Here is a 24,677-nt window from a genome sequence, read left to right as displayed (position 1 = left end):
TTGCCCGCTTCCCGAGGCTGTATAACGGCTGGGCTCTCTTTTCGATAGTGTGTCGGGACCGATTTGCTACCGAAAAATCGGTAGACGGCGCCGGCCGATCTGAGCACGTCCCCGGAAGGTCCGCAGCCAACCTATTCAAGCAATATTTTTCCGGTGTTTTCTCAGCCCTCGGGCTTGAGAGCAGGAATTTCCGGGTTTCGCGGGATTTATGGAAAATTCATTCCCGAACCATGTGTCGCCGGGTCAGTCCAGCATTGTTCTTGACAATGGCGATCTGGTAGAACGCCGGCACGAAAGATTGTCCGGAAGCAGGACTTGAACCGGGCACAAAAAGCTCGATGATTTGAGGCAAGGTCTTCTGTCGGAAGGTACGAAAGAACGCCCACAGTCCATGACAACAGCGCTTACGCATCTTCAGCGGCTTGAAGCCGAGTCCATCCACATATTCCGCGAGGTCGCGGCTGCCTTTGCCAAGCCGGTCATGCTCTATTCGGTGGGCAAGGATTCATCCGTGCTGATGCATCTGGCGATGAAGGCGTTTTACCCCGCCAAGCCGCCGTTCCCCTTTCTTCACGTCGACACGACATGGAAATTTCGCGAGATGATCGCATTTCGCGATCAGATGGCGCAGAAACTCGGCTTCGATCTCCTGGTTCATGTCAACGAAGATGGCGTGCGCGACAACATCAATCCGTTCGACCATGGCTCGAATACCCATACCCATGTGATGAAGACCGTAGCGCTGCGCCAGGCGCTCGACAAATACGGTTTCGACGCCGCCTTTGGCGGCGCTCGTCGCGATGAGGAGAAATCGCGCGCCAAGGAGCGCATCTTTTCCTTCCGCAACGCCCAGCATGTGTGGGACCCGAAGAACCAGCGCCCCGAGATGTGGAAGATATTCAACACCCGCGTCGCATCGGGCGAATCGATCCGCGTCTTTCCGCTGTCGAACTGGACCGAGCTGGATATCTGGCAATACATCCTGCAAGAGAATATCCCGATCGTGCCGCTCTATTTCGCCAAGGAACGGCCGGTGGTGGAACGTGACGGCATGCTGATCCTGCTGGATGACGAGCGCATGAAACTTCGCCCCGGCGAGACGGTGGAGAACCGCCTGGTGCGGTTCCGCACGCTTGGCTGTTATCCGTTGACCGGCGCCATCGAATCGGATGCCGACACGCTGGAAGCCATCGTCGGTGAAATGCTGACCGCGCGCACCTCCGAACGGCAGGGTCGGCTGATCGACCGCGATGAAGCCGGCTCCATGGAAAAAAAGAAGCGCGAGGGGTACTTTTGACCATGCGCCACATCATGGCAAAGAGCCTCGCACCCACTGACGGCGTCCGCGACTATCTGGCGGCGCAGGAGAGGAAGTCGCTGCTGCGCTTCCTGACCTGCGGCTCCGTCGATGACGGCAAGTCGACGCTGATCGGGCGCCTGCTTTCCGACACCAAACAGATTTTCGAGGACCAGCTCGCGGCGCTTGAACGCGATTCGCGCAAGCATGGCACGACGGGCGACGACATCGATTTCGCTTTGCTGGTCGACGGTCTCGAGGCCGAGCGCGAGCAAGGCATCACCATCGATGTCGCTTACCGCTTCTTTGCCACGCCGAAGCGGAAATTCATCGTTGCCGACACGCCCGGACACGAGCAATACACCCGCAACATGGCGACCGGCGCCTCGACTGCCGACCTGGCGATCGTGCTGATCGATGCCCGGCAGGGTGTGCTTCGCCAGACCAGGCGCCATTCGATCATCGCCTCGCTGCTCGGCATCCGCCACGTCGTGCTGGCCGTAAACAAGATCGATCTTGTCGATTTCGATCAGACGGTTTTCGACCAGATCGTCGAAGACTACGCTCAATTCTCGCGCGATCTCGGCTTCCAGACCATTGTGCCGATCCCAATGTCGGCCCGTTATGGCGACAATGTCAGCCGCCGATCGGACAGCATGAAGTGGTATTCCGGCCCGACGCTGATCGAGCATCTCGAAACCGTGTCGGTTGACGAAGCGGTGGTCGAACTGCCGTTCCGTTTTCCGGTTCAGTATGTCAATCGCCCCAATCTCGATTTTCGCGGCTTTGCCGGCACGATCGCCTCCGGCTCTGTTGCGCCCGGCGATGAGGTCGTTGTCGCCAAGTCCGGAAAATCCTCGCGCGTCAAGCGGATCGTCTCCTATGGCGGCGATCTCACCCAGGCGGCTGCCGGCCAGGCCGTCACGCTTGTCCTTGACGACGAGGTCGAGATCTCACGCGGCAACATGCTGGTTTCGCCTGCCGCAAGGCCGCAGGTCGCCGACCAGTTTGCCGCCAATATCGTCTGGTTCGACGAACACGCGCTGCTGCCCGGCCGCTCGTACATTTTGCGCACCGAGACCGATCAGAGCAGCGCCACCGTCACCGACCTGAAATACCGCATCAACGTCAACGATTTTGCGCATGAGGCGGCCAAGTCGCTCGAAATGAACGAAGTCGGCATCTGCAACATATCGACGCGGACGCCGATCGCCTTCGATCCCTTCGCCGAAAACCGCACGACCGGCGCCTTCATCCTGATCGATCGCATCTCCAACGCCACCGTCGGCGCCGGCATGATCCTGCACTCGCTGCGCCGCGCCGAAAACATCCATTGGCAGTCGCTCGACGTCGGCAAGCGCGTGCGCGCCGACATGAAGAACCAGCGGCCCGCGGTGTTCTGGTTCACCGGGCTGTCGGGCTCCGGCAAGTCGACCATCGCCAACCTGTTCGAAAAGAAGCTGTTCGCCACCGGCCGCCATACCTACATCCTTGACGGTGACAACGTCCGTCACGGGCTCAACCGCGATCTTGGTTTCACCGATGCCGACCGCGTCGAGAACATCCGCCGCGTTGCCGAAGTGGCGCGTTTGATGGCCGATGCCGGGTTGGTCGTCATCGTTTCGTTCATTTCGCCGTTCAGCGCCGAGCGGCGCATGGCGCGCGAATTGATGGCCGACGGCGAGTTCATCGAGGTGTTTGTCGACACGCCCTTCGAGGAATGCGCCAGGCGTGATCCAAAGGGCCTCTATGCACGCGCGCTGAATGGCGAGATCAAGAATTTTACTGGCGTCGATTCTCCTTACGAAGCGCCGGAAAACCCGGAAATCCATCTGCAGACACTCGGCAGATCGGCCGAAGAGATGGTAGACGCCCTGGAACACTGGCTGAACGAGCGCGACATTGCCGAAGACCAATACGACAGCGGCGGCGGCATCTGACGACAGGCTGATGCTCGAAACCTTCGAGCGGCTGGCGCTCGCGGCCGGGCGCGAGGTAATGCGTGTGTTCCACGCCGGCTGTGCGGTTGACCGCAAATCCGATTCGTCGCCGGTGACCGAGGCGGATCGAGAGAGCGAGAAGATCATTCTTGCCGGACTGCGCGCTGCCTTTCCCGATATTCCCTGCGTGGCCGAGGAGGAAGCATCCGCCGGCATTGTGCCGCCCGATCTGGACGGGGCGTTCTTCCTGATTGATCCGCTCGACGGCACCAAGGAATTCGTCAACCGCCGCACCGATTTCACCGTCAACATAGCGCTTGTCCGTCACGGCGTGCCGGAAGTCGGCGTCGTCTTCGCGCCTTGCACTGGCCGCTTCTTTTCCGGTCTGCCGGGCAGGGCGGAATCTCTCGAAGTCGATAGCGACTACCAGATCGTCGGACGCCGGCCGATTTCGGTGAGGACGGCCGTAGCGCCGCTGGCCGTTGTCGCCAGCCGATCCCACAACACGCCGGAAACCGAGGCCTATATTCGCGACCTGGGTGCCGCCGAAATTGTTTCGGTCGGCTCGTCCTTGAAGTTCTGTCTTCTCGCCAGTGCCGAGGCAGATGTTTATCCGCGCTTCGGCCGTACCATGGAGTGGGACACAGCGGCAGGCGACGCCGTGCTACGCGCGGCCGGCGGCATGACGCGCACGCTAGATGGCCAGCCGCTGGTCTATGGCAAGCGCAGGCAAAGCGATGATGAGGATTTTGCCAACCCGCATTTCATTGCGAGCGGGAAGGGCGCCAGCGCCTAATCTCCCTCCTTGAGGGGGAGACTAGGCGCTGGCGACAGAGGGGTCGGTACGACCGGACGCCACGCCATCTGCTGCGAAAGAGGAGGCTGGCGCTCCACGTGCGGCGACCCTCTCTGGCCTGCCGGCCATCTCCCCCTCAAGGGGGGAGATTAGGCGCCTCTAAGCCGCCGCTACATGCGCTGAATTCGAGCCGATGTAGTTGCGGATCGTTTCGATGATGCGGTCCTGGTCGGCTTCGCTGAGATAGGGGTGCATCGGCAGGCACAGGATCCGCTTCGGCAGCTCTTCCGAAACGGCAAGGCCGGTCGGCGTGCGCGGGTAGTCGCGATAAGCGACCTGCGCATGCAGCGGCTTCACATAGTAGATGACCGATGGGATACCCTTTTCGCCGAGATGCGCCTTCAGCCCGTCGCGCTTGGGCGTCTCGATGGCGTATTGCGCCCAGGCCGAACGGCTGCCGTCCAGATTGCGCGCGGCAGTAACGATGTCACCAAGCCCGTCGGCATAGCGCTTTGCCACGACCTGCCGGGCGACCATCTCGTCTTCGAGAATGGCCAGCTTCTCGATCAGGATCGCCGCCTGCAGCGTGTCGAGCCGCGAATTGATGCCGACGCGGACATTGTCGTATTGCGTCTCGCCCTTGCCGTGGAAGGCGAAGGAACGAAGCTGTTCGGCCAGCGCATCGTCATTGGTGAACATCGCACCGCCGTCGCCGTAGCAGCCAAGCGGCTTTGCCGGGTAGAAGCTGGTCGATCCGACGGCACCGAAGGAACCGCACATCTTGCCGTCGAGCGAACCGCCCATCGACTGGGCGGCATCCTCGATAACCATCAGCCCTTCGCGGTTGGCGATCGCCATGATCGCCTCGTAATCGGCGGCAAGGCCAAACAGATCGACGGGAATGATCGCCTTCGGCTTCAGCCGGCCTTCCTTCTTGATCATGGCGATGGCCGCTTCGAGGCTGGCAATGTCGATGTTGTAGCTATGCGGGTCGACATCGACGAACACCGGCTCGGCCTTGGCCAGCGCCACGACTTCGGCGGTGGCGGCAAACGTGAAGCTTGGCACGAACACCGCGTCGCCCGGGCCGACGCCGGCCGCAAACAGCGGCAACAGCAATGCGTCAGTGCCGTTGGCGCAGGCCACGACATGCTTGGTGCCGATATAGGCGGCGAGCTTGTTCTCGAATTCGGTGACTTGCGGCCCGAGAATATAACGGCCTTCGTCGACGACATGGTCGATCGCGGCCTTCAGCCGGTCGCGGATTCGTTCGCGCTGCGCGCCAAGATCGATGAACTGCATGTCGGCCTCAAAACGGGTTAGCCAGATAACCGGCCGCTGGTACCAGAGTTGCGCCTGCCGAGAAAGCCGGGCAGGCGGAGCCCTAAATTGCCCAAGTGTCGCAGTCCGTTACCAGTATTTCCCGGCGAATGTCAGCCAGATGCCGGAAATCCGGGCTTCGTCGGGCGCCATCCCGCCCTTGTAGCCCTGGAGAGAGCCTCTGCGAAACATAAAGTGATCGATTGGGCTCAACTTATGTTGAGCGTTGCTCAGGCGATTTCGTGCCGCCAGGGCGGGTTGGCGCCGGCCCGCGATACGGTCACCGCCGCCGCCTTGGCGCCGAGCGTCAGCGCCTTGTGGATGGCGTCTTTCGACAGGCCGGAAATCGCCGCCTTCGTCAGCAGGCCTTGCTCATGCAAGGAAGCGAGGATGCCGGCGTTGAACGTATCGCCGGCGCCGACCGTATCGACCACTTCGACCCTTTCCGGCATGACGGTGATGGCGTGCTCCTTGCTGTAGCCGACGGCGCCCTCGCTGCCATGGGTGACGACGATCAGCTTCGGGCCGCGATCGAGCCAGTTGCGGATGACATCCTCGTGCGAGCCGGCTTCGCCGAACCAGTTCAGGTCTTCGTCCGACAGCTTCACGATGTCGGCCATGGCCATCATGGCGCGGATGCGCCTGAGGTGCTTGGCCTTGTCCGGGATGAAGTTCGGCCGGATGTTGGGATCGAGCATCATGACGCGGTTTTCATGCTCGCGCCGCATGAACTCTTCATAGGCACTGCCGGCGGGCTCGGAGATCAGGCTGATGGCCCCGAACAGCATGGCTTCGATCTCGCTGCCGAGCTGCGGCAGGTCGTCGATGGTCAGCATGCGGCCGGCGGTGTTCTCGTCATAGAAGGTGTAGGTCGCCTGGCCGTTGGTGAGCTTGACGAAGGCCAGCGTCGTCGGCCGTGGCGAGGTGTGCGCATAGGTGGAACTGACCTTGCTAGCCCCAAGCGCATCCCGGAACTGGCCGCCGAACAGATCCGACGACAGGCCGGAAAAGAAGCCGGCCGGCGCGCCGAGCCTACCGAGCGCTATGGCCGTGTTGAACACGGCGCCGCCGACATAAGGCGCAAACGCGGGCTCGCCCGCTGTCGTCGTGCGCGGCAGCATGTCGATAAGGGCTTCGCCGCAGCAGAGGATCATGGCTTCCTGGTCTCCGGCGGATAGATCACGCCCTTGCGGATGATGATGTTGGCATAGAGCCGCGGCTCGCTGGTCGCGACGATGGCATGCGCCGATTTGACCCGTGCATAGAAGTCGGCGCCGGCCAGCGCAACCACCTTGCGGCCCGGTGCGCGTTTGGCGCAGATCGCCTCGATCTCATGGTGGACGGGATCGGCAAGCGAGGGGTCGCCCTTGACAGAGGCGCGAAACAGCGCCTCCGGCACGGCGTCGTCCACCGGCAGCACGCTCAAGATCGCGTCGAGCACCGGGATGAGATGGTGACCATCGGCCCGCACCAGCCGGGCTGCCTGCTGTTCCGCCGGATAATTGCCGTCGACAAGGGCGATTTCGTCGCCATGGCCCATGGCGCGCAATGTCGCCAGAAGCTCCGGACCGAGCAGCGCCGGGATTCCGATCAGCATCAGGCGCTCCTGGAAATCGTCGTCGAGCCGATCAGGAAACGTTCGGAAAGTGGCAGGCTGGCGCCGCCGAGTGCCCTGGCATGAATGCCGACAGTTCCCTCGCGAACGGCGGGTAGCTTCAAGCCTTCGCCGTCAATCGTGGCGATTGCCGCGATGATGGCGTTGACCAGCCGGCGGCGCACCGCCTTCGGCATCCAGCCGTCGATCACCGCCGCTTCGAAATCGATGACCGAGGATGCGGCGACGATGGCGTAGGCGAGGGCTTGCGAGGCGCTGGCGATCCAGTCGTCGAGTTCGGAGCCGATCTCGCCCCAGTCTTCCGGCGATGTCCACAGATGCGAGGCCTCGACGCCGCGCGCATTGAGCGCCTTTTCGAGCATGGCGATGGACGCAACGTCGATCAACTGGGTCGGCTTGCCGTCCGGCCCGGGCACGGGCATCGAGCCGAGCGCGCCGGCATTGCCGGTCGGCCCGCCGAAAAGCCGGCCATTCAGCACGATGCCGCCGCCGGCAAAGGCGCCGATGTAGAAATAGACGAAGTCACGCGCGCCGCCCGCCTGGCCGAAGACGAGCTCGGCGCCGCAGGCCGAAGTCGCATCGTTCTGCAAATAGACCGGAAAATCGCATTGCGCCTGGATGTCGGCCCTGATGTCGCGGTGACGCCATTCGTCCATGACGTCGCGCGGGGCGCCGGCAGTATCGGCCCAGTTCCACAATTCGAATGGCATGGCGATGCCGAGCCCGGCGATGCGCTTGTCCTGTGCGGACGTCAGCTCACCGCGCATCTGCCGCATGCCGTTGCTGACGAAGTCCACCGTCTCGCGCGGCGCCGGGTAGCGATAGGAATGCTGCAGCATCGAGCGCACATTGCCGAGAAAGTCGATGAGCACCAGTTCCGCGCTGCGGCGGCCGATCTTCAGGCCGATGAAGAAGGCGCCTTCGGGATTGAGCGCCATCGGGATGGAAGGCTGGCCGATCTTGCCGCGCAACGGCGCTTGGCGCAGCAGAAGGCTTTCTTCCTCCAGCTCGCGCATGATGACCGAAACGGTCTGCGCCGAAAGTCCGGTCATGCGGGCGATGTCGGATTTCGCCAGGCTGCCGTGCTGGCGCACCAGCGAGAGCACCAACCGCTCATTGTGGTCGCGCATGCCGCTCTGGTTGGTGCCGCGGTGAATGAGGCTGTCATTCATCTCGGGCGAACCGTGCCTCGCAATGGCGGTTTCCACCCTGTTCCTCCCGTCGTTTCCCCGCAATGCTTTTGGGCCAGAATGGGTGAACGAAGCAAGGCTGTCAATAATAAATAAGAGTGATTTAATTATTGACAGAGGCTTCGGCCTAGTGTCTGTTGAGGCAGCGTCCACGCTGGGAGAATTTCGTTGGACGCACTGCAGGTGCCGGTTGGCCGGCATCCGGAATGGTTCCATTGGGAGGAAAATCGTGACCAATACAAAACTGTTGAAATCGACCGTGTTTGCCGCCGCGGCGCTGGGTCTGATGGCGTTTGCCTCGTCCGCATCCGCGGCCGGTGTCGGCGCCTGCCTGATCACCAAGACCGACACCAATCCCTTCTTCGTCAAGATGAAGGAAGGCGCGACCGCGAAGGCCAAGGAACTCGGCGTCGACCTCAAGACCTACGCCGGTAAGATCGACGGCGACAGCGAGAGCCAGGTCGCGGCGATTGAAAGCTGCATCGCCGACGGTGCCAAGGGTATTCTGATCACCGCATCCGACACCAAAGGCATTGTGCCAACCGTGAAGAAGGCGCGTGATGCCGGTCTGCTGGTGATCGCGCTCGACACACCGCTCGATCCGATCGACGCGGCCGACGCGACCTTTGCGACGGACAACCTCGAAGCCGGTAAGCTGATCGGCGCCTGGGCGGCCGCCACACTCGGAGACAAGGCCAAGGATGCCAAGATCGGCTTCCTTGACCTGACGCCTTCGCAGCCGACCGTGGACGTGCTGCGCGACCAGGGCTTCATGATGGGTTACGGCATCGACGTGAAGGACCCCAACAAGATCGGCGATGAGGACGATGCTCGCATCGTCGGCCACGACGTCACCAACGGCAACGAAGAGGGCGGCCGCAAGGCGATGGAGAACCTTCTGCAGAAGGACAACACCATCAACGTCATCCACACCATCAACGAGCCGGCCGCTGTCGGCGCCTACCAGGCGCTCAAGGCCGTCGGCCTCGAAAGCCAGGTGCTGATCGTTTCCGTCGACGGCGGCTGCCCCGGCGTGAAATCGGTGACCGAAGGTGTCATCGGCGCCACCTCGCAGCAATATCCGTTGCAGATGGCGGCGCTCGGCATCGAGGCGATCGCTGCTTTCGCCAAGGATGGAACCAAGCCAAAGCCGACCGAAGGCAAGAACTTCTTCGATACCGGCGTCAACCTGGTGACCGACAAGCCGGCAACCGGCGTCAAGTCCATCGACACCAAGGAAGGCCTCGCCAAGTGCTGGGGCTGATGCCGGTCTGACAGGCATCTAAGGAACCTGGGCGGTCGGGGCTTGATCCCCGGCCGCTTCGGGTGGACGATGGCTCGCGTGACCGCGAACAATCCCGGCGACAGACCGGAAAGGCGTGGACTGGCGTTGGCGTTTGGCTGAAGCCTACGGGGAGAAAACATGGCTCAAGCTCAGGAATTCGAGAAAGTTCTTTCGAGCAGCGATACAAGTGTTGCCGCTTTCGACGAGCACAAATCAGCCGTCAAGCGCATCCAGCATTTCCTGCATTCGACGCCGGCCGCGGTGCCGCTGATCGTGCTCGTTCTGGCAATCATCGTCTTCGGCATCACCATCGGCGGGCGGTTCTTTTCGTCCTACACGCTGACGCTGATCCTGCAACAGATCGCCATTATCGGCATTCTGGGTGCTGCGCAGACGCTGGTCATCCTGACCGCCGGCATCGACCTGTCGATTGGCGTGATCATGGTGATTTCAGCGGTGATCATGGGCAATTGCGCGGTCAGCTACGGTATGCCGAGCGTGCTCGCCGTGGCGATTGGGCTTGCTGCCGGCGCGGCCTGCGGGCTGCTCAACGGGGTGCTGGTCGCCTATATGAAGCTACCGCCCTTCATCGTGACGCTTGGCACGTGGAACATCGTCATGGCCACGAACTTCATCTATTCGGCCAATGAGACGATCCGCGACACCGACGTCGACACGCAGGCGCCGCTGCTGCATCTGTTTGCATTGAGCTTCAAAGTCGGCACGGCGGTGCTGACGCTCGGCGTCATTGCCACGGTCGTGCTCGTGATGATCCTCTGGTATGTGCTCAATCACACGGCGTGGGGCCGGCATGTCTATGCCGTTGGCGACGACCAGGAGGCGGCGAAGCTGTCGGGCATCCAGACCAAGAAGGTGCTGATGACAGTCTACACCTTGGCGGGGCTGATCGCCGCTTTCGCTGCCTGGGTCTCCATCGGCCGCAACGGCTCGATCTCGCCGTCCGCCGCCGTCACCGACTACAATCTGCAGGCGATCACCGCGACGGTGATCGGCGGCATTTCCCTCTTCGGCGGACGCGGCTCGATCCTGGGCACGCTGTTCGGCGCGATGATCGTCGGCGTCGTCTCCATGGGCCTCAACATGCTGGGCGCCGATCCGCAATGGAAGGTGCTGCTCACCGGTGTGCTGATTATCGGCGCCGTGGCAGTCGATCAATGGATCAGAAAGGTTTCGGCATAGTCATGACCCAGGAACCCATTCTCACCGCTCGTGGACTGGTCAAGCGCTATGGCCGCGTCACCGCCCTCGACAATGCCGACTTCGACCTCTACCCCGGCGAAATCCTTGCCGTCATCGGCGACAATGGCGCCGGCAAATCGTCGCTCATCAAGGCGATATCCGGCGCGGCCGTGCCCGACGAAGGCGAGATCCGGCTCGAAGGCAAACCGGTCTCCTTCAAATCGCCGATGGAGGCCCGCGAGGCCGGCATCGAGACCGTCTATCAGAATCTGGCGCTGTCGCCGGCGCTGTCGATCGCCGACAACATGTTCCTTGGCCGCGAGATCCGCAAACCGGGTTTTCTGGGCGATTGGCTTCGTATGCTCGACCGTCCGGCGATGGAAAAGCGCGCCCGCGACAAGCTCACCGAGCTTGGCCTGATGACCATCCAGAATATCAGCCAGGCGGTGGAGACGCTCTCAGGCGGCCAAAGGCAGGGCGTGGCGGTGGCGCGCGCCGCCGCCTTCGGCAGTCGCGTGGTGATCATGGACGAACCGACGGCCGCCCTTGGCGTCAAGGAAAGCCGCCGCGTGCTCGAACTGATCCTCGACGTCAAGAAGCGCGGCCTGCCTATCGTTCTGATCTCGCACAACATGCCGCATGTCTTCGAAGTGGCCGACCGCATCCACATTCATCGCCTTGGCCGTCGCCTCGCCGTCATTGATCCCAAGCAATATACGATGTCCGATGCCGTCGCCTTCATGACCGGAGCCAAGGCTCCACCGGAAGCGGCGCTGGCGGCCTGATGCACATCGCCCAAAGTGCGTGGCGGTTTTGGGGACGACGACAAGCACGGAACAGCAATTTGAAGCGCGTCGCGCGGATCGTCTGGGCGTGCCGCGCTTCAAATTGTCAAATTGCCGCAGGGTAAGCCGGAGCGGGGTTATCTAAATCGATTGAACATATGGCAGTATCGGCTAGCATGGGCTGGGAGGAATGGTGAAAGCCGGTATGATCATGGCAAATGCACGAGAAGGCGATATGGCAGACGCGATGACATCCAAAGCCTCCATTCTCGAAATCCCCGATCCCAAGACGCTCGCCGACGAGGTCCTGCTGGCTCTCAAATACCGGGTCGGCAAGGGCACTTCCGTCGCCACCCAGTACGACTGGTTGACCGCCTCGATCAAGGTTGTGCGCGACCGCATTGTCGATCACTGGATGCAGGCGACGCAGGAGGCCTACGCCCAGCAGGAAAAGCGCGTCTATTACCTGTCGCTCGAATTCCTCATCGGCCGGCTGATGCGTGACGCCTTCTCCAATCTCGGCCTGATGGACAATATGCGCGAAGCGCTGAAGTCCCTCGGCGTCGATCTCGACCTCATCGCTGCGCTAGAGCCGGATGCGGCACTCGGCAATGGCGGCCTCGGTCGGCTAGCCGCCTGCTTCATGGAAAGCATGGCGACCGTCGATATTCCCGCGCATGGCTACGGCATCCGCTACGCTAACGGTATGTTCCGCCAGGAGATTCACGATGGCTGGCAGGTCGAACTGCCCGAGACCTGGCTCGATCACGGCAACCCTTGGGAATTCGAACGCCGCGAACGCTCTTTCGAGGTCGGTTTCGGCGGTTCGGTGGAATCGGTCACCTCCAAGGACGGCCGGCTCGAGCGCCATGTCTGGAAGCCGACCGAGCATGTGCTGGCCGTCGCCTATGACACGCCCGTGGTCGGTTGGCGGGCAAACCGCGTCAACACGCTGCGGCTGTGGTCGGGCATGCCGATCGATCCGATCTTGCTCGACAAGTTCAATGCCGGCGACCACATCGGCGCGCTTGCCGAAAGCAACAAGGCAGACGCGCTGTCGCGGGTGCTCTATCCCGCCGATTCCCACAAGGCCGGACAGGAACTGCGGCTCAGGCAGGAATACTTCTTCTCCACCGCTTCGCTGCAGGACATCGTCCAGCGCCATCTCAGCCAGTATGGCGACCTGAAGTCGCTGCCCGACAAGGCTGCGATCCACCTCAACGACACCCACCCGGCCATCGCCGTGCCGGAATTGATGCGTCTGTTGATGGACGTCCACGGGATGGATTTCGATCAGGCGTGGGATATCACCAAGCGCACCTTCGGCTACACCAACCACACGCTGCTGCCCGAGGCGCTGGAAAGCTGGCCGGTGCCGTTGTTCGAGCGGCTTTTGCCGCGCCACATGCAGATCGTCTACGCCATCAATGCGGAGGTGCTGCTGGAGGCGCGCGCGTCCGACCAGTTCTCGGACGAGCAGATCGGCCGCATCTCGCTGATCCAGGAAAATGGCGACCGCCGGGTGCGCATGGGCAATCTGGCCTTTGTCGGCTCGCACTCGATCAACGGCGTTTCGGCGCTGCACACCGACCTGATGAAGGAGACGGTGTTCGCCGACCTGCACAAGCTCTATCCCGAGCGCATCAACAACAAGACCAACGGCATCACGCCGCGGCGATGGCTGATCCAGTGCAACCCCGGGCTGACGTCGCTTGCCCGTGAGGCGATCGGCGACCGTTTCCTCGACGATATCGATGCCATCAAGGATCTCGATGCCTTCGCCGGCGATGCTGCCTTTCGTGACAAGTTCGCCGCCGTCAAGCGCGCCAACAAGGCGCGGCTGGCCAACCTCGTTGCCGACCGGCTCGGCATCAAGGTCGATCCCTCGGCGCTGTTCGATATCCAGATCAAGCGCATCCACGAATACAAGCGCCAGCTTCTGAACATCCTTGAGGCGATCGCCCTCTACGACCAGATCCGTTCGCATCCCGAGCGAGACTGGATGCCGCGTGTAAAGTTCTTCGGCGGCAAGGCGGCGCCGAGCTACCATAACGCCAAGCTGATCATCAAACTCGCCAACGACGTCGCCAAGGTCATCAACCGCGATCCGGCCGTTCGCGGTCTGCTGAAGGTGGTGTTCCTGCCGAACTACAATGTCAGCCTGGCCGAGGTCATGATGCCGGCTGCAGATTTGTCCGAGCAGATCTCGACCGCCGGCATGGAAGCGTCGGGCACCGGCAACATGAAGTTCGCGCTGAACGGCGCGCTGACCATCGGCACGCTCGACGGCGCCAATGTCGAGATCAAGGAATGCGTCGGCGACGACAACATCTTCATCTTCGGCCTGAGCACCACCGAGGTCGCCGATCGGCGCAACAATGGCTACAACCCGCGCGCTGTCATCGAAGCATCGCCGGAGCTGGGGCAAGCAGTTGCCGCCGTTTCGTCAGGCGTCTTCTCGCCGGACGATCCGGAGCGCTACCGCGACCTCATCAACGGTCTCTACAACAGCGACTGGTTCATGGTTGCCGCCGATTTCGATGCCTATGCAGCCGCCCAGCGCGAGGTCGATGCGGTCTGGCGCAACAGTCCCGACTGGTATGCCAGGGCGATCCGCAATGTTGCGCGTGTCGGCTGGTTCTCCTCCGATCGCACGATCCGCCAATATGCGAAAGAAATCTGGAACGTGCCTGCCTGATGTGATTGCATGAGGCCGCGAACAATGTGGTCCCGGTGGTGTGAATTTGAAAGTCGGATCACACCACTAGAAACCAACACTCGGTGCCTGGGGAGGGACACTGCCTGATGAAGAAGCCGCGCGCGACCGCTGCGACAAGCGGGCCGGACGGACTGGCGCCAGCCAGCGATGTTGCGGCGATTGTCGCCGGCACGCATGGCGATCCGTTCGCGGTCCTCGGCGTCCATGAGGTCGGCAAGGGCCTGTTTGCCCGTTGCTTCGTTCCGCATGCGGAGTTCGTCACCGCCTACACGCTGACCGGCATCGTCGCCGGTGAACTGTCGAGGCGCGACGACGGTGGTTTCTTCGAAGGCAAGCTGTCGATCCGCAAGCGTCAGCCGCTGCGTTATCATGCCAGGAACGCCGGCGGCGACTGGTGGCTGACCGATCCCTACTCGTTCGGTCCGGTGCTCGGTCCGATGGACGACTACTACATTGCCGAGGGATCGCATCTCAGGCTGTTCGACAAGCTCGGCGCCCATGTCATCGAGCACGAGGGCGCCACGGGCGTGCATTTCGCCGTCTGGGCTCCTAATGCGCGGCGCGTCTCCGTGGTTGGCGATTTCAACGAATGGGACGGCCGCCGGCACACGATGCGTGATCGCCGCGACACCGGCATCTGGGAACTGTTCGTACCCGACATCGGGGCCGGACGACCCTACAAATACGAGATCATCGGCTCCGATGGCGTCAGGCTGCCGCTGAAGGCCGACCCGTTCGCCTTCAAATCTGAATTGCGTCCGGCCACCGCTTCGGTCGTGGCCGTGCCGCCGGCGCATGAGTGGGGCGACGAGGCGCACCGCAATTTCTGGCGCAATGCCGATCACCGGCGCGAAGCCATCTCGATCTACGAGGTCCACGCCGGCTCCTGGCAACTTCGCGATGACGGCACCTTCCTGTCGTGGGATGAACTGGCCGACCGGCTCATCCCCTATGCCGTCGAGACCGGTTTCACCCATATCGAGTTCATGCCGATCTCCGAACATCCCTATGACCCGTCCTGGGGCTATCAGACGACCGGCCTCTACGCGCCATCGGCCCGCTTCGGCGATCCGGACGGCTTTGCCCGTTTCGTCGATGGCGCCCACCGTGCCGGCATCGGCGTTGTCCTCGACTGGGTGCCGGCGCATTTTCCCGTCGATGAGCACGGCCTGGTTCATTTCGACGGCACCGCGCTCTATGAGCACGCCGATCCACGCAAGGGTTTTCATCCCGACTGGAATACCGCGATCTACAATTTCGGTCGCCGCGAGGTGGTGTCGTTCTTGGTCAACAATGCGCTGTTCTGGGCCGAGAAATACCATGTCGACGGTTTGCGCGTCGATGCGGTCGCCTCGATGCTCTACCTCGATTATTCGCGCAAGGCCGGCGAATGGATCCCCAACGAGAAGGGCGGCCGCGAGAACCTTGAGGCGGTCAGCTTCCTGCAGAAGATGAACAAGGAGGTCTACGGCCACCATCCGGGCGTGATGACGATCGCCGAGGAATCGACCTCATGGCCGAAGGTCTCGGCACCGGTGCATGAAGGCGGGCTGGGCTTCGGCTTCAAGTGGAACATGGGCTTCATGCACGACACGCTGGAGTATTTCTCCAAGGAGCCGATCTTCCGCAAGCACCACCACAACGACCTCACTTTCGGCCTGACCTACGCCTTTTCGGAGAATTTCGTGCTGCCGCTCTCACACGACGAGGTCGTGCACGGCAAAGGCACGCTGCTTGGCAAGATGGCCGGCGACGACTGGCAGAAGTTCGCGACGCTGCGTGCCTACTACGCCTTCATGTGGGGCTATCCCGGCAAGAAGCTGCTGTTCATGGGGCAGGAGTTCGCGCAGCGCCGCGAATGGAGCGAGGCGCGCGCGCTCGACTGGAACTTGCTTGAGTTCCGCCCGCATCGCGGCGTCTGGCAAACGGTGCGCGACCTCAACTACCTCTACCGTTCGCGCCCGGCGCTACATGGCCGTGATTGCGAACCGGAAGGGTTTTCCTGGCTGATCGTCGACGACAGCCAAAATTCGGTTTTTGCCTGGCTGCGCAGCGCACCGGGCGGCAGCCCGGTGGCCGTGGTTTCCAACTTCACGCCGGTGCCGCGCGACAATTATCGCGTGCCGTTGCCGACGGCCGGCAAATGGCGCGAGATCATCAACACCGACGCTTCGGAATATGGCGGTTCCGGCAAGGGCAATGGCGGCATGGTCGAGGCGCGGGCGGAAGGCGGAAGCATCTCTGCGACGATGCTTTTGCCGCCGCTGTCGACGATCATGCTTGAACTCGTTGCGGACTAAATCCGTCAACTCGTCGCGGACTGAGAGACTGAGTAACTTGGGAGGGTAGAAATGGCAGACTTGAAACGGACCCAGCCGCTGGCGCGCGATGCCATGGCCTATGTATTGGCCGGCGGCCGTGGCAGCCGCCTTAAGGAACTGACCGACCGGCGTGCCAAGCCGGCCGTCTATTTCGGCGGCAAGACGCGCATCATCGATTTCGCGCTCTCCAATGCGCTGAATTCCGGCATTCGCCGTCTTGGCGTCGCCACCCAGTACAAGGCGCATTCGCTGATCCGCCATCTCCAGCGCGGTTGGAACTTCCTGCGCCCCGAGCGAAACGAGAGTTTCGACATCCTGCCGGCCAGCCAGCGCGTCTCGGAAACCCAGTGGTACGAAGGCACGGCCGACGCCGTCTATCAGAACATCGACATCATCGAGGCCTACGGCCCCGAATACATGGTCATCCTGGCTGGCGACCACATCTATAAGATGGACTACGAGATGATGCTTCGCCAGCACGTCGACGCCAATGCCGATGTCACAGTCGGCTGCCTCGAAGTGCCGCGCATGGAAGCTACCGGCTTCGGCGTCATGCATGTCGATGCCAAAGACAACATCATCGCCTTCGTCGAAAAACCCGCCGATCCGCCCGGCATTCCCGACAGGCCGGAGTTCGCTCTGGCCTCGATGGGCATCTATGTGTTCAAGACCAAGTTCCTGATGGAACAATTGCGCCGCGATGCGGCTGAGCTGGGCTCGAGCCGCGACTTCGGCAAGGACATCATCCCCTATATCGTCCAGCACGGTAAGGCGATCGCGCACCGCTTCGCCAAGTCCTGCGTCCGCTCGACCGCCGAGAACGAAGCCTACTGGCGCGATGTCGGAACTGTCGACGCCTATTGGGAAGCCAATATCGACCTGACCGATGTCACGCCGGAACTCGACCTCTACGACCGCGACTGGCCGATCTGGACCTATGCCGAATTGAAGCCGCCGGCAAAGTTCGTGCATGACGAGGATGGCCGCCGCGGTTCGGCCGTGTCCTCGCTCGTCTCAGGCGATTGTATCGTCTCGGGGGCTTCTCTGAAAAGAAGCCTGATCTTCACCGGCGCGCGCATCAACTCCTATTCGACGCTGGAAGAAGTCGTCATGCTGCCCGACGTTCATGTCGGCCGGAACGCAAAGTTGAAGCGCGTGGTCATTGACCATGGCGTTAGGATACCGGAAGGGCTGGTAGTCGGCGAAGATCCCGTTCTCGACGCCAAGCGGTTCCGCGTTTCCGAAAAAGGCATTTGCCTGGTCACGCAGGACATGATCGACAAGTTAGGGCTCTAACGCATGCAGGTTCTGTCGGTCACGCCCGAGATTTTCCCCCTGATCAAGACCGGTGGGCTTGCCGACGTGACTGGCGCGCTGCCCATTGCACTGGCGGCCAAGGGCGTGACGATGCGCACGCTCATTCCCGGTTTTCCGACCGTCATGGCCGCCTTCAAGAAAAGGAAGGCGGTTCTGCAATATCCCTTGCTGCAGGGCGGCAAGGCCGCCGTCCACTCCGTCCAACTCGCCGGGCTCGAACTGTTCGTACTCGACGCGCCGCATCTGTTCGACCGTCCGGGCGGCCCCTACGGCAATGCGACCGGCGTTGATTGGCCAGACAACTGGCGGCGCTTCGCGGCGCTGAGCCAGGTTGGCGGCGACATCGCCGGTGGCGCCATCTCTGGTTACCAGCCCGACATCGTCCATGCCCATGACTGGCAGTCGGCGATGACGCTGGCCTATATGCGCTACGGCAAGGCTGTCGGCGTACCCTCGATGATGACCGTGCATAACCTTGCCTTCCAAGGCCAGTTCGGTGCCGGCATCTTCGGCGAGCTTGGCTTGCCGGCGGCGGCGATGGCGCTTGACGGCGTCGAATATTATGGCGGCGTCGGCTTCCTAAAAGCCGGCCTGCAGGCCGCCTGGGCGATCACCACGGTCAGCCCGACCTATGCGCAGGAGATCCGCTCGGCTGAATTCGGCATGGGCCTCGACGGCCTCATCAACATGCGCTCCAGCGATCTCTATGGCATCGTCAACGGCATCGACACCGGCATCTGGGATCCGGAAGCCGACAAGCATCTGGTGTCCAACTACACGGCCAGCACGCTGAAGGCACGCGCCCCCAACAGGGTTGCCGTGGAAGACCGCTTCAGCCTCGAGCGCGACGGCAGTCCGATCGTCTGCGTCGTCAGCCGGCTGACCTGGCAAAAGGGCATGGACATCCTGGCGACAGCGGTCGACGGTATCGTTGCCACCGGCGCGCGGCTGGTCATCCTCGGCTCGGGCGATGCCGGCCTTGAGGGCGCGTTGCTTGCCGCCGCCGCCCGGCATCGCGGCCGCATCGGCGTCGTCGTCGGCTACGACGAGGGACTGTCGCACATCATGCAAGGCGGCTGCGACGCCATCGTCATCCCCTCGCGCTTCGAACCGTGCGGGCTGACCCAGCTTTACGGTCTGCGCTATGGCTGCGTGCCGGTGGTTGCCCGCACCGGCGGCCTGGCCGATACGGTCATCGACGCCAATGAGGCCGCCGTTTCGGCCGGCGTCGCCACCGGCTTCCAGTTCGCGCCCAACAATGGCGGCGCCTTGCTGCACGCCATGCGCCGCCTCGTCGACGCCCATGCCAGTCCCGCGGTCTGGGAATCGCTGCAGCGCCAGGGCATGAAGGCCGATGTGTCGTGGGACAAGAGCGCGGAAAAATATGTCGAACTCTATCGCTCGCTGCTTTCGAAAAGGGTTGCCTGAAGCATGATACGCACCGTCCCCACCAAGCCCTATTCCGATCAGAAGCCCGGCACGTCGGGCCTGCGCAAGAAGGTGCCGGTGTTCCAGCAGGAGCACTATGCCGAGAATTTCATCCAGTCGATCTTCGACGCGCTTGACGGTTTCAAGGGCAAGACCCTGGTGATCGGCGGCGACGGCCGCTTCTACAATCGCGAGGTCATCCAGAAGGCCATTGCCATGGCGGCCGCCAACGGCTTCGGCAAGGTGATGGTCGGGCAGGGCGGCATCCTGTCGACGCCGGCCGCTTCGCATGTCATCCGCAAATACGAGACCTTTGGCGGCATCATCCTGTCGGCCAGCCACAATCCGGGCGGCCCGCACGAGGATTTCGGCATCAAGTACAATGCCGGCAATGGCGGCCCGGCGCCGGAAAAGCTGACCGACGCGATCTTTGCCAAGACCAAGACGATTTCGAGCTTCAGAACCGCCGACATCGACCCGATCGACATCGACACGACAGGCACGGTCAAGGCCGCCGGCATGACGGTCGAGATCATCGACCCGGTCGCCGACTATGCCGAGCTGATGGAAAGCCTGTTCGATTTCGACGCCCTGCGCAAACTGTTCAAGTCAGGCTTTCGCATGCGCTTCGACGCCATGCACGCGGTGACCGGCCCCTACGCCAAGGAAATCCTCGAAAACCGGCTCGGCGCGCCCAACGGCACCTGCCGCAATTTCAAGCCGCTGCCGGATTTCGGCGGCCACCACCCGGACCCGAACCTTGTCCATGCCAAACACCTCTATGACGAGATGATGGGACCTGACGCGCCGGATTTTGGCGCCGCCTCGGATGGCGACGGCGACCGCAATCTGATCATCGGCAAGGGCATTTTCGTCACCCCGTCGGATTCGGTCGCCATGCTCGCCGCCAATGCCCGCCTGGCGCCCGGCTACAAGGCCGGTTTGAAGGGCATTGCCCGCTCGATGCCGACCAGTGGCGCGGCCGATCGTGTTGCCGAAAAGCTCGGCATCGGCATTTATGAGACGCCAACCGGCTGGAAGTTCTTCGGCAATCTGCTCGACGCCGACATGGCGACGATCTGCGGCGAGGAAAGTGCCGGCACCGGCTCCAACCATGTCCGCGAAAAGGACGGCCTGTGGGCGGTTCTCTTGTGGCTCAACATCCTTGCCGCGCGCGGCGAAAGCTGCAAGCAGATCGTCACCGAGCACTGGGCAACCTATGGCCGCAATTACTATTCGCGGCACGATTATGAGGAGGTCGAGAGCGACCGCGCCAACGCGCTCGTCGACGAATTGCGCGCCAAACTCGGCACGCTGCCAGGCACCAGCGTGAGCGGCATGACAATCGCCAGCGCCGACGATTTTGCCTATCACGATCCGGTCGATGGTTCGACCAGCGAGCACCAGGGCATCAGGGTGCTGTTCGAAGGTGGTTCGCGCGTCGTCTTCCGGCTCTCGGGCACCGGCACGTCGGGTGCGACCCTGCGCGTCTACATCGAGCGCTACGAGCCGGACACGTCGAGGCACGATCTCGACACGCAAGAGGCGCTCGCCGATCTGATCGCGGCCGCCGATGATATAGCCGGCATCAAGAGTCACACCGGTCGCAACGAGCCGAGCGTGATTACTTGAGAGTGGCTGTGCGCGCCTTTCCTTCTCCCCTTGTGGGGTTCGAAGGACGGGGCGAGACCCGTGGCTCGCCCCAGGGCGGTGGATCGGCGCGCAGCGCCGAGACAGTTGAGGGGTGCGCGAAGGATCGCCGTCCTTGCCAAGCTGGAGCACCCCTCATCCGTCGCCTTTGGCGACACCTTCTCCCACAAGGGGAGAAGGTGGAGTCCGCATGACCCCCCTCGGCGCCACCGCTACTCCGGAAGGCATTCGCTTTGCCGCGTGGTCACAAGCCGCCCGTCGGCTCTGGGTCTCGATCTTTGACGAGCAGGGCGGCCGGGAAATCCAGCGCCTTGAACTGCAGCCGGAGGGCGAGGGCGTCCATGCGCTGTTCGTTGCGGGGCTTGGCTCCGGAACCCGCTACGGCTTTCGCGTCGATGGCGACTATGCGCCGGAGCGTGGACTGTGGTTCGACCCCGATAAATTGCTGACCGATCCCTACGCCGTCGAGATTGATAGGCCCTATGCCTATGACTGGCGGCTGGCCAATCGCCGGGGCGAGGGGGGCGATACCGCGCCGCTGATGCCGAAGGCGATCGCGGCTGCCTTGCCGAAGCCTGTGCAGGCTGCGCCGCCGCTCTTCCGCGCCGGCGGCCTGGTCTACGAAATTCCGGTGCGCGCCTTCACGCTGCTGCATCCGGAGGTTCCCGAAAAATTGCGCGGAACGGTCGCCGCACTTGCTCACCCGGTGGTTGTCGAGCACCTGAAAAAACTTGGCGTCGGCGCGGTCGAGCTGATGCCGGTGACCGCGTCGATCGACGAGCGGCATCTGCCGCCGCTCGGGCTGCGCAACGCCTGGGGCTACAATCCTGTCACCTTCATGGCGCTCGATCCGCGTCTGGCGCCGGGCGGCATCATGGAATTGCGAAACACGGTCGCCGTGCTGCGCCAGGCCGGGATTGGCGTCATCCTCGACCTTGTCTTCAACCACACCGGCGAGAGCGACAGGCTTGGTCCTACGCTGTCGCTGCGCGGCCTCGACAGCCAGGCCTATTACCGGCACACGCCTGACGGCGGGCTGGCCAACGACACTGGCACCGGCAACACGGTCGCTTGCGACCATCCTGTCGTCCAGGAAATGGCTCTCGACACGCTTCGCCATTTTGTCCGGTATGCCGGCGTCGACGGCTTCCGCTTCGACCTGGCGCCCATTCTCGGGCGGGTCGAGGGCACATTCGACGCCGAGGCGCCACTGCTGAGGTCGATGCACGAGGATGCGCTGCTGGCCGACCGCGTGTTGATCGCCGAGCCCTGGGACATCGGTCCGGATGGCTATCAACTCGGCAATTTCCAGCCGCCTTTCCTTGAGTGGAACGACAAGTACCGCGACGATGTCAGGCACTTCTGGCGTGGTGACGCCGGCATGGTCGGCGCCTTGGCCACCCGGCTCGCCGGCTCGTCCGATGTGTTCGCAACGAATGGGCAAAACGCCAGCCGCACGGTCAATTTCATCGCCGCCCATGACGGCATGACGCTCGCCGACATCGTGCGCTATGAGCGCAAGCACAACGAGGCCAATGGCGAGCAGAACCGCGACGGCCACGATGAAAACTTGTCTTGGAACAACGGTGTGGAAGGCGATGCGGACGACCCGGTCGTGGCAGCGGCTCGCCTCAACGATCAGCGCGCGCTGCTCGCCACGCTGTTTGCCTCGCGTGGCACCATCATGCTGACCGCAGGCGACGAATTCGGCCGCAGCCAGCGGGGCAACAACAACGCCTACGCGCAGGACAATGCGATCACCTGGCTCGACTGGGCCGGTCGCGACCAGGCGCTGGAGCGCTACACGGCAGAACTCTCGACGCTGCGCCGCGCGATGCCGGCATTCTCCGACACAAGCTTCCTCACTGGCCGGCCGCGGGCAGGTTCCGAGGTTCCGGACGTCGCATGGCTGACCGAAACGGGCGCGCCGCTCGATGAACAGAGCTGGCAGGATCCGCAACGGCATCGTCTTGTCATGATCCTGGCCGCCGATGACGGACCCCGCCTTGCAGTGGCCGTCAACGGCGATCGCCGGACCTGCATGTTCACCTTACCTGAGCGAGACGGATTCTTCTGGGTTCCAGCCATCGAAACCCCGGATGCAGTAGACATATCGCGACCGGTATCGGGGCGGACGGTGATCTTCATGATCGAACGAGCGCGGATCGGTGCAAGGGAGAAGCGCAATGGGTGACAAGGCCGGATGGTGGCGCGGCTGCGTCATCTACCAGATCTATCCGCGCTCGTTCCAGGACACGACCGGCGATGGCAGCGGCGACCTCGCCGGCATCACATCGAGGCTCGCTCATGTCGCTTCGCTCGGTGTCGACGCAATCTGGCTGTCCCCCTTCTTCAAGTCGCCGATGGCCGATATGGGCTACGACGTGTCGGACTACTGCGATGTCGATCCGATGTTCGGCACGCTTGAGGATTTCGATGCGCTGGTCGCCGAGGCGCATCGTCTCGGCCTGAAGATCATCATCGACCAGGTGCTGTCGCATTCATCCGACAAGCACGACTGGTTCTTAGAAAGCCGCGCCAGCCGCGATAATCCCAAGTCCGACTGGTATGTCTGGGCCGATGCCAGGCCTGATGGCGGTGCGCCCAACAACTGGCTCTCCGTTTTCGGTGGCCCGGCCTGGGAATGGGATTCGACCCGCCGACAATACTACATGCACAATTTTCTCGCCTCGCAGCCCGACCTGAATTTCCACAATCCGGAGGTTCAGGATGCGCTTCTGGACACGGTGCGGTTCTGGCTGGAGCGCGGTGTCGACGGTTTCCGGCTCGATACGGTCAACTACTATGTCCACGACCGCTGGCTGCGCAGCAATCCGCCGCTGGCATCAAGCGTCGCCGGCACCAACAGCGAGACCAACACCTACCTTTACCAGGAGCATCTGTTCGATAAGACGCAGCCCGAAAACCTGGCGCTCCTCCGCCGCTTCAGGGCGCTGCTCGACGAGTATGAGGACCGTGCCGCCGTCGGCGAAATCGGCGACGAAGGTCGCTCGCTGCAGACGCTCGCCGCCTACACCTCCGGCGGCGACAAGCTTCATATGTGTTACACCTTCGACCTGCTTGGCCCGCAGTTCTCGGCGGCGCATGTGCGTGGCTGCGTCGAAGCCTTCGAGGCAGCCGTTTCCGATGGCTGGGTCTGCTGGGCGTTTTCCAACCATGACGTGGTGCGCCATGTCAGCCGCTGGACAAGACCGGGCAGCGATCCCGATGCGGTGGCCAAATTCTCGATCATGCTGCTGTCCTGCCTGCGCGGCTCGATCTGTCTCTATGAGGGCGAGGAACTCGGCCTGGAGGAGGCGGAGCTCGCCTATGAGGATCTGCGTGACCCCGTCGGCATCCGCTTCTGGCCGGGCGTCAAGGGCAGGGATGGGTGTCGCACGCCGATGGTCTGGGAGGCCGGCGCCGACAATGCCGGCTTCTCCACCGGCAAGCCCTGGCTGCCGGTGCCGGCAAGCCATCGCGCCCGCGCGGTCGACGTCCAGAATGCCGATACAGCCTCAGTGCTGACTTCCTATCGGGCCGCGCTGGCCTTGCGCAGGGGGCATGAGGCACTGGTAACGGGCTCGATCCGCTTTCTTGACGCCGAGGGCGACGTGCTCGCATTCGTCCGCGACGGCGGCAGCGAGAAACTGCTCTGTGTCTTCAATTTCGCTGAGGAACCGGGCAATTGGCCGTTGCCGCCTGATATCGGAGCGGTTGCAAAGCTTGACGGCGATGCTGCGGTCATCGAGGAGGCCGAACTTTCGTTGCCCGCGCTCGGATACTTCCTTGGTCGCCTCGATTGATGGCCGTC

The 24,677-nt window shown here is 62.7% G+C and carries 17 protein-coding genes; 13 read left to right on the top strand and 4 right to left on the bottom strand.

Annotated features, from left to right (window positions below; all coding sequences use genetic code 11):
- The first annotated feature begins 391 nt into the window (after nt 1–391).
- From cysD to cysQ, 3 genes are read left to right on the top strand one after another with little or no spacing between them, the layout of a single operon-like run.
- Complete coding sequence (cysD, locus tag ACSQ3L_RS24925) at nt 392–1,297, top strand: sulfate adenylyltransferase subunit CysD (protein WP_436162318.1); 906 nt, start codon at nt 392–394, stop codon at nt 1,295–1,297.
- 2 nt (nt 1,298–1,299) lie between these two features.
- Entirely contained in the window at nt 1,300–3,237 is a 1,938-nt protein-coding gene (cysN, locus tag ACSQ3L_RS24920) for a sulfate adenylyltransferase subunit CysN (protein WP_436162317.1), read from the top strand.
- 10 nt (nt 3,238–3,247) lie between these two features.
- Complete coding sequence (cysQ, locus tag ACSQ3L_RS24915) at nt 3,248–4,033, top strand: 3'(2'),5'-bisphosphate nucleotidase CysQ (RefSeq protein WP_436163520.1); 786 nt, start codon at nt 3,248–3,250, stop codon at nt 4,031–4,033.
- 159 nt (nt 4,034–4,192) lie between these two features.
- On the opposite strand, the gene ACSQ3L_RS24910 is transcribed toward cysQ, so the two are convergent.
- The 4 genes from ACSQ3L_RS24910 to ACSQ3L_RS24895 all read right to left on the bottom strand — a co-directional run bounded on the left by ACSQ3L_RS24910 (nt 4,193) and on the right by ACSQ3L_RS24895 (nt 8,176).
- Nucleotides 4,193–5,335 (bottom strand): DegT/DnrJ/EryC1/StrS family aminotransferase, encoded by a 1,143-nt coding sequence (locus ACSQ3L_RS24910; protein ID WP_436162316.1) that lies wholly within the window; start codon nt 5,333–5,335, stop codon nt 4,193–4,195.
- Between the two features lie 248 nt (nt 5,336–5,583).
- The gene (locus tag ACSQ3L_RS24905) at nt 5,584–6,507 is read right to left on the bottom strand and encodes a carbohydrate kinase family protein (protein WP_436162315.1); all 924 of its coding nucleotides are present in this window, start codon (nt 6,505–6,507) and stop codon (nt 5,584–5,586) included.
- Complete coding sequence (locus ACSQ3L_RS24900) at nt 6,504–6,950, bottom strand: RbsD/FucU family protein (protein ID WP_292182043.1); 447 nt, start codon at nt 6,948–6,950, stop codon at nt 6,504–6,506. Before ACSQ3L_RS24900 ends, ACSQ3L_RS24905 begins: the two co-directional genes overlap by 4 nt.
- Nucleotides 6,950–8,176: an ROK family protein gene (locus ACSQ3L_RS24895; protein WP_436162314.1), complete on the bottom strand. Its 1,227-nt coding sequence runs from the start codon at nt 8,174–8,176 to the stop codon at nt 6,950–6,952. The genes ACSQ3L_RS24900 and ACSQ3L_RS24895 overlap by 1 nt, the downstream gene beginning before the upstream one ends.
- Before the next feature lie 268 nt (nt 8,177–8,444).
- Between ACSQ3L_RS24895 and ACSQ3L_RS24890 the strand changes: the two genes are divergently transcribed.
- From ACSQ3L_RS24890 to bglA, 10 genes are all read left to right on the top strand, one after another.
- Nucleotides 8,445–9,422: a sugar ABC transporter substrate-binding protein gene (locus ACSQ3L_RS24890; protein ID WP_436163519.1), complete on the top strand. Its 978-nt coding sequence runs from the start codon at nt 8,445–8,447 to the stop codon at nt 9,420–9,422.
- A 159-nt stretch (nt 9,423–9,581) separates the two neighbouring features.
- The gene (locus tag ACSQ3L_RS24885) at nt 9,582–10,643 is read left to right on the top strand and encodes an ABC transporter permease (RefSeq protein ID WP_292641466.1); all 1,062 of its coding nucleotides are present in this window, start codon (nt 9,582–9,584) and stop codon (nt 10,641–10,643) included.
- A gap of 2 nt (nt 10,644–10,645) precedes the next feature.
- Nucleotides 10,646–11,428, top strand: coding sequence for an ATP-binding cassette domain-containing protein (locus tag ACSQ3L_RS24880; RefSeq protein ID WP_164762554.1), 783 nt, complete (start codon nt 10,646–10,648; stop codon nt 11,426–11,428).
- Nucleotides 11,429–11,663: 235 nt separating this feature from the next.
- Complete coding sequence (locus tag ACSQ3L_RS24875; RefSeq protein ID WP_436162313.1) at nt 11,664–14,126, top strand: glycogen/starch/alpha-glucan phosphorylase; 2,463 nt, start codon at nt 11,664–11,666, stop codon at nt 14,124–14,126.
- 107 nt (nt 14,127–14,233) lie between these two features.
- The gene (glgB, locus tag ACSQ3L_RS24870; RefSeq protein ID WP_436162312.1) at nt 14,234–16,447 is read left to right on the top strand and encodes a 1,4-alpha-glucan branching protein GlgB; all 2,214 of its coding nucleotides are present in this window, start codon (nt 14,234–14,236) and stop codon (nt 16,445–16,447) included.
- A 51-nt stretch (nt 16,448–16,498) separates the two neighbouring features.
- Nucleotides 16,499–17,764, top strand: coding sequence for a glucose-1-phosphate adenylyltransferase (gene glgC, locus ACSQ3L_RS24865; RefSeq protein WP_436162311.1), 1,266 nt, complete (start codon nt 16,499–16,501; stop codon nt 17,762–17,764).
- Nucleotides 17,765–17,767: 3 nt separating this feature from the next.
- On the top strand, nt 17,768–19,213 hold the full coding sequence (glgA, locus tag ACSQ3L_RS24860) for a glycogen synthase GlgA (RefSeq protein ID WP_436162310.1): 1,446 nt from the start codon (nt 17,768–17,770) through the stop codon (nt 19,211–19,213).
- Between the two features lie 3 nt (nt 19,214–19,216).
- Entirely contained in the window at nt 19,217–20,845 is a 1,629-nt protein-coding gene (locus tag ACSQ3L_RS24855) for an alpha-D-glucose phosphate-specific phosphoglucomutase (protein ID WP_436162309.1), read from the top strand.
- Between the two features lie 208 nt (nt 20,846–21,053).
- Nucleotides 21,054–23,057: a glycogen debranching protein GlgX gene (glgX, locus tag ACSQ3L_RS24850; RefSeq protein ID WP_436162308.1), complete on the top strand. Its 2,004-nt coding sequence runs from the start codon at nt 21,054–21,056 to the stop codon at nt 23,055–23,057.
- Nucleotides 23,050–24,669: a beta-galactosidase BglA gene (bglA, locus tag ACSQ3L_RS24845; protein ID WP_436162307.1), complete on the top strand. Its 1,620-nt coding sequence runs from the start codon at nt 23,050–23,052 to the stop codon at nt 24,667–24,669. Before glgX ends, bglA begins: the two co-directional genes overlap by 8 nt.
- Nucleotides 24,670–24,677 lie beyond the last annotated feature (8 nt).

Source organism: Mesorhizobium sp. LjRoot246 (assembly GCF_964254115.1).
Lineage (GTDB): Bacteria > Pseudomonadota > Alphaproteobacteria > Rhizobiales > Rhizobiaceae > Mesorhizobium.
The sequence above is the reverse complement of the archived record's forward strand: the minus strand, read 5'-3'. Positions and strand labels throughout refer to the sequence as shown.

Excerpts from the sequence above, each read along its gene's own strand:
- glgX (WP_436162308.1), top strand. The coding sequence starts at position 21,054 with ATGACCCCCCTCGGCGCCACCGCTACTCCGGAAGGCATTCGCTTTGCC.
- cysQ (WP_436163520.1), top strand. The coding sequence starts at position 3,248 with ATGCTCGAAACCTTCGAGCGGCTGGCGCTCGCGGCCGGGCGCGAGGTA.
- ACSQ3L_RS24875 (WP_436162313.1), top strand. The coding sequence starts at position 11,664 with ATGGCAGACGCGATGACATCCAAAGCCTCCATTCTCGAAATCCCCGAT.
- glgC (WP_436162311.1), top strand. The coding sequence starts at position 16,499 with ATGGCAGACTTGAAACGGACCCAGCCGCTGGCGCGCGATGCCATGGCC.
- ACSQ3L_RS24880 (WP_164762554.1), top strand. The coding sequence starts at position 10,646 with ATGACCCAGGAACCCATTCTCACCGCTCGTGGACTGGTCAAGCGCTAT.
- cysD (WP_436162318.1), top strand. The coding sequence starts at position 392 with ATGACAACAGCGCTTACGCATCTTCAGCGGCTTGAAGCCGAGTCCATC.
- cysN (WP_436162317.1), top strand. The coding sequence starts at position 1,300 with ATGCGCCACATCATGGCAAAGAGCCTCGCACCCACTGACGGCGTCCGC.
- ACSQ3L_RS24910 (WP_436162316.1), bottom strand. The coding sequence starts at position 5,335 with ATGCAGTTCATCGATCTTGGCGCGCAGCGCGAACGAATCCGCGACCGG.
- ACSQ3L_RS24890 (WP_436163519.1), top strand. The coding sequence starts at position 8,445 with ATGGCGTTTGCCTCGTCCGCATCCGCGGCCGGTGTCGGCGCCTGCCTG.
- glgA (WP_436162310.1), top strand. The coding sequence starts at position 17,768 with ATGCAGGTTCTGTCGGTCACGCCCGAGATTTTCCCCCTGATCAAGACC.
- ACSQ3L_RS24885 (WP_292641466.1), top strand. The coding sequence starts at position 9,582 with ATGGCTCAAGCTCAGGAATTCGAGAAAGTTCTTTCGAGCAGCGATACA.
- ACSQ3L_RS24855 (WP_436162309.1), top strand. The coding sequence starts at position 19,217 with ATGATACGCACCGTCCCCACCAAGCCCTATTCCGATCAGAAGCCCGGC.
- ACSQ3L_RS24900 (WP_292182043.1), bottom strand. The coding sequence starts at position 6,950 with ATGCTGATCGGAATCCCGGCGCTGCTCGGTCCGGAGCTTCTGGCGACA.
- glgB (WP_436162312.1), top strand. The coding sequence starts at position 14,234 with ATGAAGAAGCCGCGCGCGACCGCTGCGACAAGCGGGCCGGACGGACTG.
- bglA (WP_436162307.1), top strand. The coding sequence starts at position 23,050 with ATGGGTGACAAGGCCGGATGGTGGCGCGGCTGCGTCATCTACCAGATC.
- ACSQ3L_RS24905 (WP_436162315.1), bottom strand. The coding sequence starts at position 6,507 with ATGATCCTCTGCTGCGGCGAAGCCCTTATCGACATGCTGCCGCGCACG.